Annotated in this window: 20 protein-coding genes; 4 read left to right on the forward strand and 16 right to left on the reverse strand. The window is 54.1% G+C overall.

What is annotated here, in order from left to right; translation table 11 throughout:
* Positions 1 to 160 precede the first annotated feature (160 nt).
* Complete coding sequence (locus tag OSC10802_RS43890) at positions 161 to 1165, reverse strand: DUF928 domain-containing protein (RefSeq protein WP_017715345.1); 1005 nt, start codon at positions 1163 to 1165, stop codon at positions 161 to 163.
* Between the two features lie 327 nt (positions 1166 to 1492).
* A complete protein-coding gene (locus tag OSC10802_RS48720) occupies positions 1493 to 1948 on the reverse strand; it encodes a hypothetical protein (RefSeq protein WP_155967358.1) in 456 nt (151 codons plus the stop codon).
* 222 nt (positions 1949 to 2170) lie between these two features.
* Between OSC10802_RS48720 and OSC10802_RS38505 the strand changes: the two genes are divergently transcribed.
* From OSC10802_RS38505 to OSC10802_RS0103225, 4 genes are all read left to right on the forward strand, one after another.
* Positions 2171 to 3316, forward strand: coding sequence for a MinD/ParA family ATP-binding protein (locus tag OSC10802_RS38505; protein ID WP_017715347.1), 1146 nt, complete (start codon positions 2171 to 2173; stop codon positions 3314 to 3316).
* Entirely contained in the window at positions 3271 to 3549 is a 279-nt protein-coding gene (locus OSC10802_RS0103215) for a hypothetical protein (protein ID WP_017715348.1), read from the forward strand. The genes OSC10802_RS38505 and OSC10802_RS0103215 overlap by 46 nt, the downstream gene beginning before the upstream one ends.
* Before the next feature lie 475 nt (positions 3550 to 4024).
* Entirely contained in the window at positions 4025 to 4786 is a 762-nt protein-coding gene (locus OSC10802_RS0103220; RefSeq protein ID WP_017715349.1) for a MinD/ParA family ATP-binding protein, read from the forward strand.
* 22 nt (positions 4787 to 4808) lie between these two features.
* Positions 4809 to 5135, forward strand: a complete 327-nt coding sequence (locus tag OSC10802_RS0103225) for a FeoC-like transcriptional regulator (protein WP_017715350.1) — start codon at positions 4809 to 4811, stop codon at positions 5133 to 5135.
* A gap of 84 nt (positions 5136 to 5219) precedes the next feature.
* On the opposite strand, the gene OSC10802_RS43895 is transcribed toward OSC10802_RS0103225, so the two are convergent.
* From OSC10802_RS43895 to OSC10802_RS0103295, 14 genes are all read right to left on the reverse strand, one after another.
* Entirely contained in the window at positions 5220 to 7085 is a 1866-nt protein-coding gene (locus tag OSC10802_RS43895; protein WP_052334290.1) for a SpoIIE family protein phosphatase, read from the reverse strand.
* 117 nt (positions 7086 to 7202) lie between these two features.
* Complete coding sequence (locus OSC10802_RS0103235) at positions 7203 to 7628, reverse strand: ATP-binding protein (RefSeq protein WP_017715351.1); 426 nt, start codon at positions 7626 to 7628, stop codon at positions 7203 to 7205.
* A gap of 61 nt (positions 7629 to 7689) precedes the next feature.
* Complete coding sequence (locus tag OSC10802_RS48725; protein ID WP_155967359.1) at positions 7690 to 7932, reverse strand: hypothetical protein; 243 nt, start codon at positions 7930 to 7932, stop codon at positions 7690 to 7692.
* A 288-nt stretch (positions 7933 to 8220) separates the two neighbouring features.
* Positions 8221 to 8688 (reverse strand): ATP-binding protein, encoded by a 468-nt coding sequence (locus tag OSC10802_RS0103245; protein WP_017715353.1) that lies wholly within the window; start codon positions 8686 to 8688, stop codon positions 8221 to 8223.
* Between the two features lie 99 nt (positions 8689 to 8787).
* Positions 8788 to 9105 (reverse strand): STAS domain-containing protein, encoded by a 318-nt coding sequence (locus OSC10802_RS0103250; protein WP_017715354.1) that lies wholly within the window; start codon positions 9103 to 9105, stop codon positions 8788 to 8790.
* Positions 9106 to 9212: 107 nt separating this feature from the next.
* Entirely contained in the window at positions 9213 to 11330 is a 2118-nt protein-coding gene (glgX, locus tag OSC10802_RS0103255; RefSeq protein ID WP_017715355.1) for a glycogen debranching protein GlgX, read from the reverse strand.
* Between the two features lie 83 nt (positions 11331 to 11413).
* Positions 11414 to 11752 (reverse strand): STAS domain-containing protein, encoded by a 339-nt coding sequence (locus OSC10802_RS0103260; RefSeq protein ID WP_017715356.1) that lies wholly within the window; start codon positions 11750 to 11752, stop codon positions 11414 to 11416.
* Positions 11753 to 11886: 134 nt separating this feature from the next.
* The gene (locus tag OSC10802_RS0103265; RefSeq protein WP_017715357.1) at positions 11887 to 13701 is read right to left on the reverse strand and encodes an AGE family epimerase/isomerase; all 1815 of its coding nucleotides are present in this window, start codon (positions 13699 to 13701) and stop codon (positions 11887 to 11889) included.
* Positions 13702 to 13785: 84 nt separating this feature from the next.
* Positions 13786 to 14523: a TMEM175 family protein gene (locus OSC10802_RS38515; protein WP_155967360.1), complete on the reverse strand. Its 738-nt coding sequence runs from the start codon at positions 14521 to 14523 to the stop codon at positions 13786 to 13788.
* A gap of 57 nt (positions 14524 to 14580) precedes the next feature.
* Positions 14581 to 15021 carry a VOC family protein gene (locus tag OSC10802_RS0103275; RefSeq protein ID WP_017715359.1) on the reverse strand — a complete coding sequence of 147 codons (441 nt, stop codon included), beginning with the start codon at positions 15019 to 15021 and terminating at the stop codon, positions 14581 to 14583.
* 33 nt (positions 15022 to 15054) lie between these two features.
* On the reverse strand, positions 15055 to 15624 hold the full coding sequence (locus OSC10802_RS0103280) for a DJ-1/PfpI family protein (protein WP_017715360.1): 570 nt from the start codon (positions 15622 to 15624) through the stop codon (positions 15055 to 15057).
* Positions 15625 to 15686: 62 nt separating this feature from the next.
* On the reverse strand, positions 15687 to 16670 hold the full coding sequence (locus OSC10802_RS0103285) for a zinc-binding dehydrogenase (RefSeq protein WP_017715361.1): 984 nt from the start codon (positions 16668 to 16670) through the stop codon (positions 15687 to 15689).
* Between the two features lie 362 nt (positions 16671 to 17032).
* Positions 17033 to 17272, reverse strand: a complete 240-nt coding sequence (locus OSC10802_RS43900) for a putative antibiotic biosynthesis monooxygenase (protein WP_017715362.1) — start codon at positions 17270 to 17272, stop codon at positions 17033 to 17035.
* A gap of 151 nt (positions 17273 to 17423) precedes the next feature.
* A complete protein-coding gene (locus OSC10802_RS0103295) occupies positions 17424 to 17723 on the reverse strand; it encodes a putative quinol monooxygenase (RefSeq protein WP_017715363.1) in 300 nt (99 codons plus the stop codon).
* Positions 17724 to 17786: the final 63 nt, after the last annotated feature.

Raw genomic sequence — 17786 nt, forward strand, 5'->3', positions numbered from 1 at the left:
GTGTTTTTGAGAAAGCAACCGACTCAAGTATCCCAGTGGGGAATGGCTGCAAGAGCGATCTGCCAATTGAGTTGGCAACTGCGGCAAGCGCCGGCGTGTCCAAAGAGCACATCGCTCTTAAGAGCGGAACAGTCAGTGGATAGCAATCGCCACGGAAAAACTAGGCATTCTGGCTAGCCTTGCGCCGGCGTGATGCCGCCAGAGCACCTGCGACTAAGCCCAAACCTGCCAAAGTTGCCGGTTCTGGCACTGATTGAACCGGCGGTTCAACCACCGGCTGAGCCAAATTCACAAAAGCTTCACTGCCACCGTTTGCAAAGCCCTGGACGTGGAAACCGACGCGCAGGTTGCTGCCGGCCAAATCATCAAAGACATTCTGCAGGGTTTTTCCTTGGCTCACATTGAACACAGCATAAAGGGCAGCCCTGTCGCGCCCTTGCGCCTTGTCTAATTTTGCTTTCAGGTCTGCGGACAGCTCAACCCGCTGAATCCATCCCTTTACGAAAGGATTTTCCGAATTCTCTTGAGGAGCGCAAATCACGCTGAAGCCCCACTGGTACTTCTTGCCAATTTCTAGAGGCTTTGACGCCGATCCAGCCGGCATGCCGATGCTCACAATACCTGGACGATAGCCGTCAATTGTGAGAGCGGTTGAGTAAACTTGATTTTCGGCTTCGTCTTTGAGAGTCAGCTCCGCTTTGGCTGCGAAAGTTGCGAGAAGATAAAAGAAGAATGTCGGATACCCGGAGCCCGTCAGCCCACCGGTTTTGTTTATTCTGTCTGGCACCAGGGCGGTTACGGGTGTCGCGCCGGTGAGGCAAAGGCAGGATACCCGCAGCAGATCGCCAATCGCGTCAAACAGGTGTTTAAAGTCGAGATTGACCTGGCCAAAAAGGAGCGCGAGGTGGCTGAGATCGCTGAGTCGGAATCCTTCAGGGAATTGCAGCGAAAAGCTCGCGAACTTCGGGCGCGGGAACGCCAAGATTCTCAAACCGGCGTCGCCCCACCGGCAGGCGAACCCGCCAGCCACCAGCACGCCGGCGCAGCTGATGATTAGTTCGGGCAGCTGCGCCAAAAAGGCAAGCAACTGCGGGCGAAAAACGCACCGGCACCCGCAAACCCGCCCTCCCCTATTGCGCCGGCTGCCGGTGCCCCCAACCAGCACAGCTCGCCGCAGCCACCGGCTTCTGAGAGTGCGGAGGACGATTACTTGCAGCAGTTGCGCTCAAAAGCGAAAAAGTTGAAGCATAGAGAAGATAAATCTGGCGATTGAATCTGCTCGGGTGCGCTGTGAGCGCACCCGAGCGCTTGGGACACTTGAATTGCCGAGCTGCAGGCCGGTTATTGTTTTGTGAAACCGCGCCAAGACGCGCCTGAGCGCCAAGGAGAGAGAAGGCAGAGGATTTCACAAAAGAATTACAAGGGCTACAGGTGGCACACTAAATAGATAGTCTCGGAGGTGCGGTGAGGTCAAAAAAATGGGGCGCAGTTATTAAGCAACCCTGCGGCTTGCAGGAGTTGAAATTTGGCGCATAATTTGCCTCAAGTCGCGCTCGTGACACCGGCAGCCGGTGCGCGCTTGAGTTAAAATGGGTGAAAGACAGCAGAATTGGGGAGGCACAGGCGAAACAGCTGCTCTGGGAATTGCGCCCTCGATAATTGACGCTCTCTCTCGATCTCGCGCCTGACGGCAGCCGCTGCGGAAAATGGCGAAACATCTCAGGCGTAAAGGGGAAAAATAGGGCCAGTACCCTGAGCCGGTGAATAGCCCGCGATCTCGTGTCCGCTTGCATCCGCGCTGATTGGGCTGGCCGCCAAGTCCTCCGTGGGGCGGGCCTGCCGGTGCCAAAATGGCGGCGACAAGCGCGAAGCGTCTCTCCTGAGAGAAGGAGCTAGGGTCAAGGGACGATTGCGCTCCCTGAATCCTAAACCGATTTTCCTGCCGCACAGGATTTCAAGGCGATTCGGGTCCCGCCCCTACCTGTTCTTGATTTTTTTAGAAAAAAATAAAAAAATGAACGCTATTTTGTACAGATATTATTATCCTCTGGAACTTAAAATGCTTTACGGCTGCCCTTTCCAATACCCAAGCAAAAATTACAAATTACAGAGGGGATGAGAGGGATGTCATTGAGTCAAGTTCATATCTACAATTAAAAGGTAGAATTTTATGGCTAAAATCGTCTGCGTCCACTCATTCCGCCACGGAACCGGCAAATCAAACGTGGTTGCTAACCTGGCGGCGATTATCGCTAGCTGCGGACAGCGTGCCGGCATCATCGACACGGATATCCCATCGCCCGGTCTGCATCTGCTTTTTGGCCTGGAGTCAGAACAGATAAACGCCACCCTCAATGACTACTTGTGGGGGGCTGCGGCGCTGGCAGATATCGCTTACAATGTTAGCGACACAGGCAGCACCTCGGACAGCCGCCGGTGGCCGGCAACCGCCACATCGCCTTCAAAGGGAGACATCTACCTGATCCCGGGCAACCTCAAGGCGAGTGAAATTCCCCGAGTGTGGGGCGGCGGATACAGCGTAGAGTTGCTGAGCGACAGCTTCGAGCTGCTGCTGCGCGATCTGAGACTGGACTATTTGTTGATTGACTCTCGTGCCGGCCTGGATGAAGAAACCCTGATTTCCATCGCCCTCTGTGATGTCTTGGTTTTGGTGGTGCGTTTAGACCGGCAGGACTTCCAGGGAACGGCTTTGATGGTGGAGTTAGCCCGGAAGTTGCAGGTGCCGCACATCTATCTGGCGGTCAACCAAGTGCTGCCCACCTACGATTTTGAGGCTGTGCGGCAACAGGTGGAGACGACTTACAGCGTGCCGGTGGCGGGCATCCTGCCTTTTTCTGAAACTCTCGTTGAACTGGGCAGCAGCGATCTGTTTTGCCTTCAGTATCCCAACCATCTCTTCACCGAGCAGTTGCGCGCCATCGCCGATAAAATCACCTGCTGCAAGGCTAGCCAGACGCGCCCGGAGATTGTCCTGGCACCGCCTTTGGAGATTCCCAATCACGAAGCAGGTGGGCTGCGGATGTTTGACTTCCTGATGCAGCACAACTCAGAGCGACAGCTGGCAAAATGGATATTGCAGCAGCGCAAGCCCGTCACCCTTGCTGAAGCAGTCGCTCACACCGGCACCGAAGAAATAGCTGTCCGCACTATGCTAGACACCCTGGTGGGAGAGGGCTGCTTGCTGGAGCTAGAAATGGCAGGTGAGCGGCGCTACCGGCCTCGCCTCGCCCCCAAAAAAGGACGCCAGCTTTGCAAGTATATCTGGGAGAAGATCGAGGGGAATGGGGCGGACTGACCGCCCTATATCCGGCTGTCGCGGGTTTGTGGCAATCACTGCTCCCCCACTCCGCGCCTGCGGCGGGTGAAACAGTTAAACTGCAAGCGCCATCCGGGGCTGAGGCCCGATTGAGAGTGGCACCGGCACCCGCACCGGCGCGCGAGCTGGCTGGCCTGCTGGGCTCTTTGCAGCGGCTGCTGTACACTGTAATGGGGGGTGCGCGCAGATCGGCACGCACCACTGCAGACTAATCGCGAAAAAATATTGCGAGCGTCCGATTTTCAGCAACTCTGAAGCAGCAGCAGCGCTAAAAGAGGGTGGTAATATTTCATTGTAGCATCACAAGCGAGCTGAAAGTCAAGATTCGGCCCCTTGCCGGTCTGCCTGTGCGGTTGTGCGCTGGGCTCAAGTGGGGAAATGTTTATAATAAGACGCGACATATCCCGTCTTTAAGCGTGCGAAATTTGCTCTCACCCCTGCCGTGTTGCGGATTTTGTGCCCCTGCAGCCTGTTGCGCCGCCTCGCCTGACGCATCTATCAGCCAGACTCCTGTCAGCGGCTGATGCCCAAGTCATTTCTGACAGCCGGTGACTCGCACAGCTAGCACCGCCCAATGAAAAACACACTCGCACTTCTAGAATTTGCAGAGAAAAACCAACTGCAAAGTTTTAATGGCTTGAGCCTGTGCGTCTGTTACAAAAATCAAAAGGTTTAGTGAGGTACGCAATGTCCAAAATCGTTTCAGTTCACTCCTTCCGTGGCGGCACCGGCAAATCGAACTCGACGGCTAATCTGGCCTCGATCGTCGCTCGTTACGGAAATCGGGTGGGCATCGTTGACACGGATATCCAATCTCCGGGGATTCACGTCCTTTTCGGTTTCGACGAGGAAAAGATAGATCGCTCCCTGAATGACTACCTGTGGGGGCGGTGCGCCATCGAAGAAACCGCCTACGACGTCACCTCGGTTCTCCAAGAAAAAGCGACTCCAAACAGCCGCATCTACCTGATTCCCTCCAGTCTCAGAGCTGGGGAAATTGCCAAGGTGCTGCGTGAGGGATACGATGTGGGGCTGCTCAATGAAGGCTTTCAAGAATTGATCGGTCGTCTGGAGCTGGACTACCTGTTTATTGACACCCACCCGGGACTCAACGAAGAAACCCTGCTTTCGATCACCATCTCCGACGTTCTGGTGCTGATCCTGCGTCCTGACCGGCAGGACTTCCAGGGAACCGCTGTCACGGTAGATGTGGCTCGCAAGTTGGAAGTGCCCAAGATGTTGCTCCTCGTTAACAAGGTGCTGACGTCCTTCGATTTCGAGGCCATGCGGGAACAGGTGTCGAAAACTTACAGCGCCACAGTCGCCGGTGTCTTGCCCCTGTCAGAAGATATGATTCAGCTGGCCAGCAGCGATCTGTTCTGCCTGCGCTACCCGGCTCATCCCTTCAGCCGGGAGATGGAAAAGGTCGCCCAGCAAATTATGGCCTGAACGTTGAATCCAGGAGGAAACTATGAGCGGAAAAGGATTCAATCTTTCGGGGGGAGGGGGAGCAGAAGGGGACAGCGCAGACGGTCTTAGCATGCTTGACGTTCTCACTTTACCTGACGACCAGCAGCAGGCGATCAACTGGTTGATGCGTCAGGGAAAGGTGAGTTTCGCTCAAGTGGTGGCTCACATGGGTGAGGATGAGACAGCCGCCCGCACGATGCTGGATACGCTGATGGCAAAAGGCTTCGTGCGCGAGACGCCGGTGGATGGGCAGCCACATTACCACACTCAGCTCGCCGGCAAAAAGAAACGCGAGCTGCCTCCAAAAATTTGGAAAGCTTTGGAGTAGCCGGTGAAAAAACTCGGTTTCTTTGAGAAACCGGGTTTCTGGTATCTGGGTGAAGAAACCCGGTTTATTCGGGTTTCTGGGCTCTCAATCTTTTGGCACCCGCCGCACGGCTAGCATAGTTATGTCGTCAAACTGGTCGGCGTCGGCGATGTACTCCCGCACCTGTGTTTCGATCAGCTCAACCAAACCCTTGGCTGAGGGGGGAGGAGACTCCAGTATAGCCAGCAATCTTTCGTCTGTGAACAGTGCCCCTGCGGGGCTGTGGGCTTCCGGAACGCCGTCGGTGTAGGTGAACAGGATATCGCCCGGTTCTAACTGAGCCTCCTGGATTTTGTAATTGACCTTTGGCATCATCCCCACAGCCGGCCCAGTCGTTTTCAGGCGCTGCTTGATGCCATTCGGACCGCAGATCACCGGCAGCTCGTGCCCGCCATTAATATAGAGCAACAAGCCCGTCGCCGGATCGAGCACGCCAAAGAACATGGTGGCGAACATATTCATCCGGCTGTGATTGTCTATCATGTAATTGTTGGTGATCTCCATCGCCTTTTTCAGCGACAGGGCACCGATTTTCAGCAGTATCTTCTTTTGGGCGGGATCTTCCGGGCGAGACTTGCGGGGGCTTTCATCGCCGAAGCCCTTCAAGAAGTCCGGAGAATAGGTCTGTTGAGCCAGAACCCGCAGCAAACTGCGAAGAAGGGCCATAAACATCGCCGGGCCAACCCCTTTGTCGCAGACGTCGGCGATGATCAAACCGACGCGGGTGTCATTGACCATCGTAAAGGCATCGTAGAAATCTCCTGCAACCTGGCGCGCGGGAGAGAAGCGGGCGGCGATTTCCCAGCCGGCTGGCTGCGGCAGGGTTTCGGGCAAGAAATCCGCCTGAATCATGCGGCCAATTTCTAATTCGCGCTGGCTTTTGAGGAACTTTGTTTGGCCTTCCAGCAGCAGCTGGTTGCTGAGGGCGACGGATGCCTGTGAGGCGAGAGATTCCACCACTTGCTGCTGGTAGGAGCTGAAGGGGACAATCTCGCTGCCCGTCGGGTTCTGGGCGTTGACCAGCTGCACGACGCCGATGACTTCACCGGCATTATTTTTCAAGGGGACGGCTAGACAGGATACCGAGCGGTAGCCGTCTTTTGTGTCGTAGGCTTTGTTTTCAGTAAAGTCAAAGCCCTCCGTCTGGTAGATGTCGGGAATGTTGCGCGAGGTGCCGGTGGCGGCGACATAGGCGGCGACAAAGGTGTCATTGGGTTTGCCGTCTGCGCCGAAAAGGGGCGCGGGGGGTAAGTCTATCTTTTGGCCGGTGGTTCCGCCCCAGGCGGCATTCAGCGAGTCGTTGCGCAAGATGGCAAACTTCAGGCAGTTATCCTCGCCGCGCAGGTACAGGATGCCCATATCAGCATTGCAGATTGACTTGGACTCGAGCACAATCCGCTCCAGGAGACGATCTAAGTCTTTTTCCGCCGACAGGGCAATGCCGAGGGGAAGGATGGTTTGCGTGAAATCAGTCGCTAGCTTTTCCATCGCTGCCAGTTTCAGCGACTGCGAGAGCAGCTCGTCTCGCAGCCGCCGCTTTTCCAGGCACTCACAGATGCGGGCTTTCAGCAACTGCGGGGTGAAGGGCGCAAGTAGGAAGTCTTCTGCGCCCATTGCCAGCGCTTTTTCAACCTGTTCACCGGCATTTGCGCCCCCCAGCGCCAGTATGGGGCGCTGGTGCAGCGTGTCCGCACGTTTTATCTGCTCGAGCAGCTGAAGTCCCTCCAGATCGGGCGTCTGAATGTCGAGGATCGCCAAGTCCACCGGCTTCTCCTCGAGCAGCTTCAACGCCCCCTCTCCGTCTTGCGCGACTGAAACTATATAGCCTAGCTCTTGCAAATCCCGGCACAGTGCATCGGGATTGATTTCGCTGCCGGCAGCGAGGAGCAGCTGGCTGTTTTCAGCTTCCATAGGTGTGGCCTCTTTTGTGGGTGAGCGCGTCAATTTTCTCGCCGCAGGGCGCGGTAATTTTCCCCAAACTAACAGGAAACAGGAAAAAATTTGCCTTTTACCTTTTTCCTGTTTGCTTTAACGAGCGGGTCGATTGACTGCAAAAATATTTCGATTCCGGTCTTCCAGACGTTCGTACATAAATTTATCAACCCCCTGAATAGTCAGGTACACTCCCAGCCCGCCCATTGGTTTTTGGTCTATTGGCAGGTCTACCGACAGCTCCTCCTGGGCCAATTTCTCGAAGGGATCGAAGGCTGCAGCCGTATCCTCGAGGACGATTGTCAGGGCGAGGTCGTCCATCTGGGCTTGCACGTCTACTGTCCCTTCGCTATTGGCTCCCTCGTAGCCGTACATAATAATATTGGTGGCGATTTCATCTACCGCCAGACGGAGGTTATAGGAGGCTTTCTTATCCAAACCGGCTTCTTTAGCAGCAGCCAGCACGTAGTCCGCGATCGGTTTCAAAGAGTCTAAGGTTCCGGGTACGGTTAAAGGTTCCATTGCAAAACGCCCCAAAGAAGAACTAAAAGAATTGTGTTAGTAGATCGTTGACTGACGGATTTCATTCACCCTCGAAGTGCTTCGCTTTCGGTCTGCCACTCAGATCGCAGATGAATTGACCGGCACCCTGAATCGCCAAAATCACTGCTAGCCCGCAGCCCGGGTTCGGGCCCGCCGGCAGGTCGGTTGCCGGCTTTTCCCAACTCCAAGTATACCGGCTAGCGCGTATCTGCCAGAAACCGGGTTTCTTAAAGAAACCCGGTTTCTTGAATGGGCTGAGAAGGAATGATTTTATGAACCGCAAGGGACCGCGACGGCGCAGAGGGAGGGCAAGAAGAGAGTTTGCTGGGGTTTGCTGTCACTCTTTATTTCCCACTCCCGCCGCCCCAAGATTATACCAAATTAAGATGTACAGTATTTTTGAATCGGGCTGAAAAGGCGTTCCCGCCATTTTTTCAATTCCATTATCTGGGCATCCAAAATCCCAAATTGGTATTAGAGCGCTGCCAAAGCTTCCAGACGGCCCGCTGCGGTCAAACCCCGCAAAAGGTCAAACCTGGCAAAACGCCCCTGTAACCCGCTCAGGGGCTCGCTAGGGGGCCCGCTCAGGGGACTGTGTTTGGCTGGCTGGAGGCCGGTCGGTCGGTCGATTCATCACAAAGATATTGCGGTTGCGGTCGCCAACCCGTTCGTACAGGAATTTATCGACACTCTCCACAACAAGAATAATTCCCCGCCCGGGAATTGTCTGCTGTTCAATTGGCAGCTGCAACATTTTCTTTTGCTGGGCGTACTTCAACAAGGGGTCGAAGGCTTCAGCGGTATCTTCTAAGGTGACGGTTAGGGTGTTTTCGCCCACCTCAGCTCGCAAGTCTACTGCTCCAGATCGACCGGCTTCTAGATAGCCGTAGGTAATAATATTGGTTGCTATTTCGTCTGCTGCCAAGCGGAGGTTGTAGCTGGCTTTTTTATCCAAGCCGGCTGCATCAGCAGCTGCCAGGACGTAGTTAGCAATCGCTTTCAAAGAGTCGAGAGTTCCGGGTACGGTTAAGGGCTGCATAGCAGAAGTCGCCAGTGAGGGACAGGTCTTCCAGAAACCGGGTTTCTTTAAAAAACCCGGTTTCTAGGATGAGTTTACCGACTTGACGCTTTCTATTTACTAAGCGTCATACTTGTCGAGCATAATCACAGCTTGGTCGAAACCCGTCTTTTCTATAGTGCCCTTTACCATCTCCTGAGTGCCAACCATATAGATGTCCGTAGCGGCCCCCATCTTTTGCTTGGCGAACATCAGTATCCGCAGACCGGCACTGGCCATATAGTCCAGCTTTTCCATCATCAGTATCAGGCGTTTCGGATTCGCGGCAGCGGCTTTTTCCACCACCTCTTTGAACGACTGCGCTGTGCTGGCATCGAGGTCTCCATCCAAGGTTATTTTAACGATTGTCTCGGTCGTAAGCGTTGCGGTGAGAGCCATAGTTAGTTGTTACGCGGTTTGCGCTATGGGAAACAGTTGAAAGAAAAAAATATGAAGAAAGTATGAAGCTCTGAGCTTACTGCACTTCACGCTTCATGCTTTACACCTTATTTGCCTGCCAGAATCACCACGGAGCGGTCGCCCAAGAGCAATCCGTGCTGATTTTCCAGCACCGGCTCCTGACCGGGTTCCCAGCTGTCCTCCGGTGAGGGAGCGCCGGTGTTGGCAAAGACGCCCCACTGCATCCCCGGTGGCAAGCCCGGGATTTCAAACCAGTGGCTTTCCCAGTGAGCGTTTATGGCGACGTAGATATAATTGTCCGTCACCGTGCCGGCTTTTGCGTGTTTGCCGCAGAGCATAAACGCCACGGTGCGGCTCTTGGGCGACCAGTCGGCGTTCCAGGCTTTGGTGCCGTGCCAGGTAATATCAGCATAGCCGCTGCCGGCATAATCCCGGTTCTGGAAGTGGTAGCGGTTTCTCAGCACCGGGTGAGCCTTGCGGAAGGCAATGCAGTGCTTGAAAAACTTAAATAGGTCAGCGTTGGTTTCCAGCAGGTTCCAGTCCTGCCAGTTGAGTTCATTATCGTGGCAGTAGGTGTTGTTGTTGCCGTGCTGGGTGCGCCCCATTTCATCTCCCATGAGAATCATCGGCACTCCCTGGCTCACCATTAGTATCGCCACGGCATTTTTAATCTGCCGCTTGCGCAGGGCGTTGATTCCCGGATCGTCGGTTGGGCCTTCCCAGCCGCAATTCCAGCTGTCGTTGTCGTTGGTGCCGTCGTTATTGTTTTCGCCGTTGGCTTCGTTGTGCTTGCCGTTGTACGACACCATGTCCATCAGCGTAAAACCGTCGTGGGCAGTGATGAAATTAATCGATGTCGCGGGCCCGCGACCCTCCCACGCATATAGGTCCGGCGAACCCTGCAGCCGCTGGGCGATGTCGCCAACTGTGCCATCCCCTTTGAGGAATTTGCGAATGCTGTCGCGGTACTTGCCGTTCCACTCCGCCCAGCGCCCGAAGGCGGGGAAAGATCCCACCTGGTAGAGTCCGCCGGCATCCCACGCTTCGGCAATTAATTTGCACTTCGCCAGAATCGGGTCAAAGGCTAGGGTTTCTAGCAGTGGCGGGTTTTGCAGGGGTGCGCCCCAGGGGTCGCGCCCCAGAATCGAGGCCAAATCAAAGCGGAAGCCGTCGATGTGATACTCAGCAGCCCAGTAGCGCAGGCAGTCGAGCACCATGTTGCGCACAATTGGGTTATTGCAGTTGAGGGTGTTGCCGCAACCGCTGAAGTTGAAATAGTACCCGTCCGGGGTTAGCATGTAATAGGTCTTGTTGTCAATCCCCCGGAAAGAGATATAAGGGCCGTTCTCGTTGCCTTCCGCTGTGTGGTTGAAAACAACGTCGAGAATGACTTCAATGCCGTTTTTGTGCAATTCTTTGACGAGGGTTTTGAACTCGTCCATCTGCATCCCCAGCTTGCCGGTGGCGGCGTAACCGGCTTTGGGGGCAAAGAAGCCAACGGTGCTGTAGCCCCAGTAATTCAGCAGCATCTCGCCCGGTTTCACGGGGTTGGGGCGGCTGTTTTCAAATTCATCAAACTCGTACACCGGCATCAATTCAACCGCATTGACGCCCAGCTCTTTGAGGTAAGGAATTTTTGCCCGGATGCCGGCAAAGGTGCCCGGATGCTTCACCCCGGAGGACGGGTGGCGGGTAAAGCTGCGGACATGCATTTCGTAGATAATCTGGTCTTCCGGGTCGATTTCCAGAGGGCGGTCATCTTCCCAGTCAAAATCGTCTAAGGCAATGCGAGCTCGGTGGTGGTAGATGTCGCTCCAATCTGGAGTTTTTCCCCAAATATCCCGCCCCCCAATCAGTTTGGCGTAGGGGTCGGTGAGAATTTTGCTGGAGTCAAACCACTGGCCTTCATTGAAATTGAAAGGCCCGTCCATGCGGTAGCCGTATTCGATGTTTTCGTAATCCAGGTCGAAGACGATCATGCTGAAGACATTCCCAATCCGGAATTCGTCCGGGAAGGGAATTTCTGCCATCGGTTGGGGCTCGCGCTTTTTGAAAAGCACCAGCGTGCAAGATTTGGCGTGGCTGGAAAAAATGGAGAAGTTGACGCCTCCTGGCACGATGGTGGCTCCGAAAGGAAGGGGCCGCCCCCGCCGCAGCTTGAAGTCGAGGTATTTGTGTGTGGGTTGACTGTCTATTCGCTCCATTGCGTACCCTTTTAATGAAGGATTAAGCGGGTTATTCCCCCGATTAATTCTGAAAAGTATCCAAGTTCATCCACTGGACGTATTTACGCGATTTTAAGCGCTTCTAATCCTGAAGCCTGCGTATCGCAAGTCGTAAAAAATTCCAGGAATCCGGTAATTTCCATCGTGTCTTTAATCTCCTCGGAAAGCCCCACCAGTACCAGTTGGGCCTCTTGGGCAGTCGCCTGCCGGTGCACCGACAGCAGCGCCCGCAAGCCGGCACTGGACATGTAGGGCACGTTGGTCATATCGATCAGAATCTTGGCCTCTGATACGGCCAGCGGCAAAACCTTCTCTTGCACCGGCGGTGCCGTATTTGCGTCTATGTCACCGACCAACTCGACCACGTTTATTTCTTCGAGCTTTGTGATAGTAATCTCCATCTTGACTTGTCCCAATATTAGCGAAACCTATATAGAACAGTGGGAGAAGGCGGCATCCCCCAACAGTTTTAAGTTTGGAGTGAGGGCGATAGCCTCACTCCCAGTTCAGGGCTAAAGCTCTTACTACAAACCTGCTATTGCGGGACAATAGTTACTTTGACTTTCACGCGCTCTTGCGTGTCTGGCAGCTTGACTGTCAGGGCGTCGGCGTCGTAGTCGGTATAGGGCTGCCCATCGATCTCGCAGCTCCCAATCTTGATGCTGCCTGGAGGCAGGATATCTGGCGACACCCGCAGGATGCTGTCCTTAAATCCTCCTGGCACCGGCTTGAAGTAGAAATCCATCGGCTGCTTGGTAATCAGCAGGTTGGTGTACACTGCTGACAGGTAGCACAGCTCCATTGAGTGATAGCCGCTCATCGAGTGGCTGCCTTTGAAGCGTTCGGTTCCCATCAAGAAAGGCAGCCCGCTGGCCAGCACGTTGAAGTAAACCCCGCCGTCGTCATGGTCGAGGAAGTGGGCGTTGTAGAAGGCTGCCGCTTCGCGGGCGTGCTTCAAGTATTCTTCTTTCTTGAACAAGCCGTGCAGGATCAGGTAGGCTAAAATCGCTTGCTCTTGCTGCCACCAAGCTTTGCGGTCGTGCCAGACAAAGCTGTGGAAATCTTCTCCTTCCTCCTTGATGCGCTCTACCACATCGTACCAGCCGCCGCGCTGCCGGTCGCTGCCGGCATCCGGCATCAGTGTGGCAATTTTTTCAGCAAAAGCCACATACTTCTCTTTGGGCGTCAGGCTTTGCATCCGCATCAGGTTCCAGGCAATTTTCAGGTTGTGCCCCACTACGGCGCGGTTTTGCTGCCAGCCCCAGGTTTGATCGGCGCTCCAGTCTTCCATGAATTTTTCCTGGACAAAGGGGCTGTTTTCGTAGTCCGGGAAATGCGCTTCAATGGTGTCGAAGGTGTACTCCAGCATGTCGGCGTATGCCTTTTCGCCGGTGGCCAGATACAAGTTGATCAGGTAGGCCGGTGCGTGATCTCCAACTGAGTTCCAGTTCTTGCGGGCGCGGTTGCGACCGAGGGATTCCGCGCGGGCGTCGAGGGTGATGGGGTCGATGTGGGAGAAATACCCGCCGAGTTCTTTATCTAGGTAGAATTTGTTAAACAAATCGATGGTCATCTCGGCATCTTTGAGGATGCGCGGATCGCCGCTCGCCCGGTAGGTTTGAACAGGGCCAGCCAGGGCGTAGATTTGTTCGTAGGCGGGGATGCAGTCGTAGTCGTCGCCAAACTCGGAAACCAGCAGTTTTTGCTCCCGGTTCCCCGTTACCTTGATGCCGTGATACCAGTAAATTAGGTCTTCATCGTGGTCGTAAAACCGCATGCGCTCGCGCAGGTATTCCGTGCCTTTTTCTGCGCCTTCCAGGAAGCGGTCTTCGCCGGTCATCAGGAAGGCTGAGGCAAACCCGTACACCAAGCGGGAAATGGTGTCGGTTTCTTGCAAAAAGTCGTCCTGCTTTTTGCTACCGGCCAGGTTCAGGAAGGTGCGGTACTCCCGATAGTCAATCGGCTCTTTTGGGTAGTTAAACTGCCATTTCAGGTACGAGTCCGCCAGCGACCGCACTTGCTCGATCCACCAATCCTGCTCTTCGTGCCGGTATTTGCCGGGGGCGTCACCCGGAAATACCATCGATTTGACTTCAAACTTGTACCCGTCTCCTTTTGGGTAGAAGGCCCCGTAGGCAAAGACGTGCTGGCCGGGGGTTAGCAATTCGTTAAACCGGGGAGTGGCGTCGATGTACCCCTCTTCCAAATTTTGGGCGATTCGCCCCCACGTTGTCGGAGACAGGTAAGCCTTATATTCCCGCCCATCTGAGGTCTTGATGCCAAAGGCTTTCTCAGCTCGGTTAAAGTAGGTGACGTACCCACCTATTGTGTCTGAGAAGGAAAAATTCATGTGCTCCACTGGAGGGCCTCCAAAACTGTAAGTAAGTCTGTCAGATTCCCATTCCTTTTCTGGTCTGCCATCCCTAAGGGATGTTTATTCGTTGAAACGTTTGGACATCTTTTTGTAGTGCCGCAGGTATAGGGGGTTGGGCAGGATGTAGAAAGCGGCTACCGCAAAGAAGACTAATTTGGCCAGATTGAGGTTTAAGAAAGAAAGAGCAATCGCCGCAAAATAGCAGGCGGGCGCTATCCGGTTGAAGGTGTGTACGAAGGCAATGAATTCTTGCTCTGTCCCCTCACTGACCAGATTGTGAGTGGTCGCGTACCACCAAATCAAGTCCAAGACTGTGCCGGTTGCAATCAGCACGCCGGCATACGCCAGCACCGAGATTTGCTGGTCAGGGTACTCGCCCAGCAGTGCTGTGGGAAAGGGGATCGATGCCACGCACATCAGGAACAGGGTATTCAGCCAGAGCAGTGTGTGGTTGTGGCGGGTGATGTACATGTATATGTTGTGATGAGCCACCCAGTAAATGCCCAGCACGAAAAAGCTCATGATATGGCTGATGAATTTCGGCAGTAAATCCGCCAGCTCATGGGCCAGTTCCGCTCCAACATCCGGCCCCCCTGCAATGTGGGGCACCTTCAGTTCCAGGACTAGCAGAGTGATGGTGATCGCAAAAACACCGTCACTAAAAAAAGTCAGCCTCTCATTGCCGTGGGCAGCCACGACCGGCTTTGCAGTTGAAGGTGGATTTTCTCCTCCCTTATTCTCAGGCATCACTTCAGCTCCTCCCGCACACACTTCCCTGACGGCAAATCGAGTTCTCACCTAGCATACTCTGGTGCCAGCCTTATTTGCCCGCATCGCTACAATTCTTTACAAACCCTATTCCTCGACAGGCGGTGGGCTATCTTCATCGGCGAATCCCTGGCTGATTTCCACAATATTGCCGTCCGGATCGGCAAGCCAAACTGTGCGCCACCCCGGAATGTAATCGTCAAAATTAAAAGGGCCGAGCGTAATTTTAGCGTCCTCGCCCATTTCCGCCAGCTTGGCATCTACGCTGTCAACTTTAAACCCGATTTGACGGACCGAGGGAAAATTGTAGCCATCGTTGGTGGCGGGCGGTATGGGAGATTCCTCTTTGGCCTTGAACAGTTCCAGGTAGAAGGCGCAGTCCATCATCTTGAGAAAGACAATCTGCTCCCCGTCTGGAAGTTTCGCCACCCGGGCCCTCTTGAAGCCAAAATACTTGCTGTAGAACTTTTCCGTAACAATCGGATCTTTACAGGTCAAGGCCAATTGAGAAAAGATTTGCAAACCCATCGCTCTCTCCTGAGTGTCTCCTGATAATCTGGACTATCTCTCTGCCAGCAATTCCACAATTTTTCGCGCAAACAGGTGGCAGTGGCCACCAGAACGCCCTGTCACTAAATCCTCATCCACCACTACGTCTTCGTTGGTATAGATGGCCCCCATGTTCTTGACATCGCCCAGCAAATTGTTGTGGGCGACAACTGGCCTCCCTCTCACCAGTTCCGGTGCCGGCGCGACCAGCCACATGCCGTGGCAGATAATCCCCTTGAGGATGCTTTTTTCCTCAAAAGCTCGCTTGAGAAACTCGGTTGCCGGTGGGAGTTTTTCGATGTCCTCAGTGTAGCGCAGCCGGTCAGACACCATGCCGGACGGCACGATGACAGCGGCGAAAGTCTTGAGGGTTTCGTCGTCTATATCCTCGAAGCTTTCGCGACACTCAAAGTTGGCCCGATACTCGTGGCCTTGAAAGGTTAGGGACGGCTGCCCCCACAAGCGGGTTATGAAATGAACTTCCGCTCCCTCTTCCTTAAAGCGACGCTCGTAGTAAAATATCTCGGGCTCGTAAAAGTCGCTTTCTATGAAAATAGCAATTTTTTTTCCTTGCAGTTTCATGCTTATTTCTCACCTTTACTCGAAACTCCTATCCGCTGCCGGCCCGCTGAGGGGCGCTCCACCTAAGGCAGTATTTTAGCGACAATCTTTCCCCGCACGTGCCGCTGAGAGAGCCGCACCAGGGCCTCGGGAATTTCTTCTAAACTGATGGACTCGGTTAGCAAGGTGTTAATTTTCTTTTCGCTGACCAGCGCTCCAAATTCCCTGCCAATTCGAGCCAAATCCTCCCGGGCTTTTTCATCTCCCAAAATATACGCCCCACCCAGAGCCACATCATGCACGGAAAGCCCTTTGCTGAAGGATTGCAGCCGGCTGAAATCCGGCAGTCCCACCACACAGGCGAGCCCGCCTCCAAATGCCAGCATGTCTAAACCGGCAGTCGCGCTTTCGGAACTGACATTATCTACAATAGCATCAACTCCTCGCCCGTTTGTGATTGACATCACTCTGGCAGTGACATCTTCTGTATTGTAGTCTATTACTTCTGTAGCGCCCAGCTGCAGGACAAATTCAAAGTTGCGCTTTGAACAAGTAGAAATCACTTTCAGTCCCTCCCGTGCTGCCAGCTGCACAGCAAACCCCCCCACACCGCCGGCACCCGCCTGGATCAGGATCGTTTGTTCGGGCCCGATGTGCAATTTGCGGTAGAGTGCCTGATAGGCGGTAAAGCCGGCGCAAGGCAAGGCAGCTGCTTCCTCAAACGACAGATTTTTCGGCACCGGCGCGATAGTTGTGGCCGTGGTTACGTGCCACTCGGCAAATCCGCCCGGTTTGGATAAATCTGCGTGATAGTACACCGCATCCCCGACCTTCCAGCCGGTGACATCTGGCCCGATCGCATCTATGGTTCCCGCCACATCCAGCCCGATAATACAGGGATACTTCCTGCCTGGAAATCCCCACGCCGCAAATTTATAATCCGCTGGATTCAGTCCCGCTGCGCGCACTTTAACCCGCACTTCACCAGACCCCGGTTGGGGCTCCGGCATCTCGGCAATATAAAGGGTTTCTGGACTGCCAGGCCGGTCGAGTACGACTGCTTTCATTGTCTCAGTTTCAGGTAGTTTTCCCTGGAAATTTCAGGCGACAGTACCTGACGGCACCATGCCCCGTTGTGGCAACACGCTTCCTGGGGGATTAAAGAATCAGGCAATCCCCATCCCCCCGCAGCTTAACATCCCCTTCACCCTGCCCTCATAATAATTGCCAGACTGCCGGTGAGCCTTTCTAGCAGAAATCCACAGGACAGTCGAACCGCACTCATTCTCTAAATGTTAATCTCTGAAAACCATTCTTCATAATTTTTAAGGAATCTCTCACAAGGCTTCACTCTAGAGTAGCAGTGTTTTAACCGGCTCTACCCAATCTTCCACTTTTTTTAATATTTTGGTTAGTTAAGTAATTTTACTCAGCTTGAGCGGCTGGGGCCGGCAGACAAGTTGCGCCCGGGCAGTAATTTAACTAACCGCTCCTTGACCTGTCTGGGAAGAGGCTTGCCAGGAGGGGTAAGCCCGACTTCCATCCCCGTCAGCATCTGAACATTAGCTCCACCTTGGACAAGCTGATTTGTCTTATCCAGCCCTTCTTGGCAAACGTCTGACTCAATCCACTTTTTCAAATTAGAATAGCGGTCAAACTTGAAAATCATAACGTATTCCGGCTGGACATTTTTTTTGCGGTCGGATTGGGCTGACGCCTAGATGCCCCTGGAACTGTCAGCGGCGGGTCAGAAACCGGGTTTCTACTCTGGGAAAGCTGAGTTTTCCGGCGGTCCGGCCCGAAGAAACCCGGTTTCTTCTCTAAGCTATCAGCGTATAGAAGCGAATATCTGGCGCAGCGGCTGTTATGCCATTCAGTTGAGCGCCAGCCTCCTGGAGATGGGGCGAATTCAAATGGGCGTCCAGCAACTCCCGACTCTCCCACGCCTCCACCACTGTAAAATCCGTTGCGTCATTCTGATTCTGCAAAACTTCGTAACTGATGCAGCCGGCCTCTTTGCGCGTTGGCTCCACTAGTCCAGTGACAATCGCTTTCACTTCTTCCAGTTTCTCTGGAAGCGCCACAACACGAGCCACCACCCGAACCTCTGTGTCAGACATGGTAATTAACTCCCTCACATTCAGCCTTACAGGAATCGAGATAATTGGCAATTTAAGTTCGCG

The organism is Kamptonema formosum PCC 10802 (assembly GCF_000332335.1).
Classification (GTDB): Bacteria; Cyanobacteriota; Cyanobacteriia; order Cyanobacteriales; family Oscillatoriaceae; genus Oscillatoria.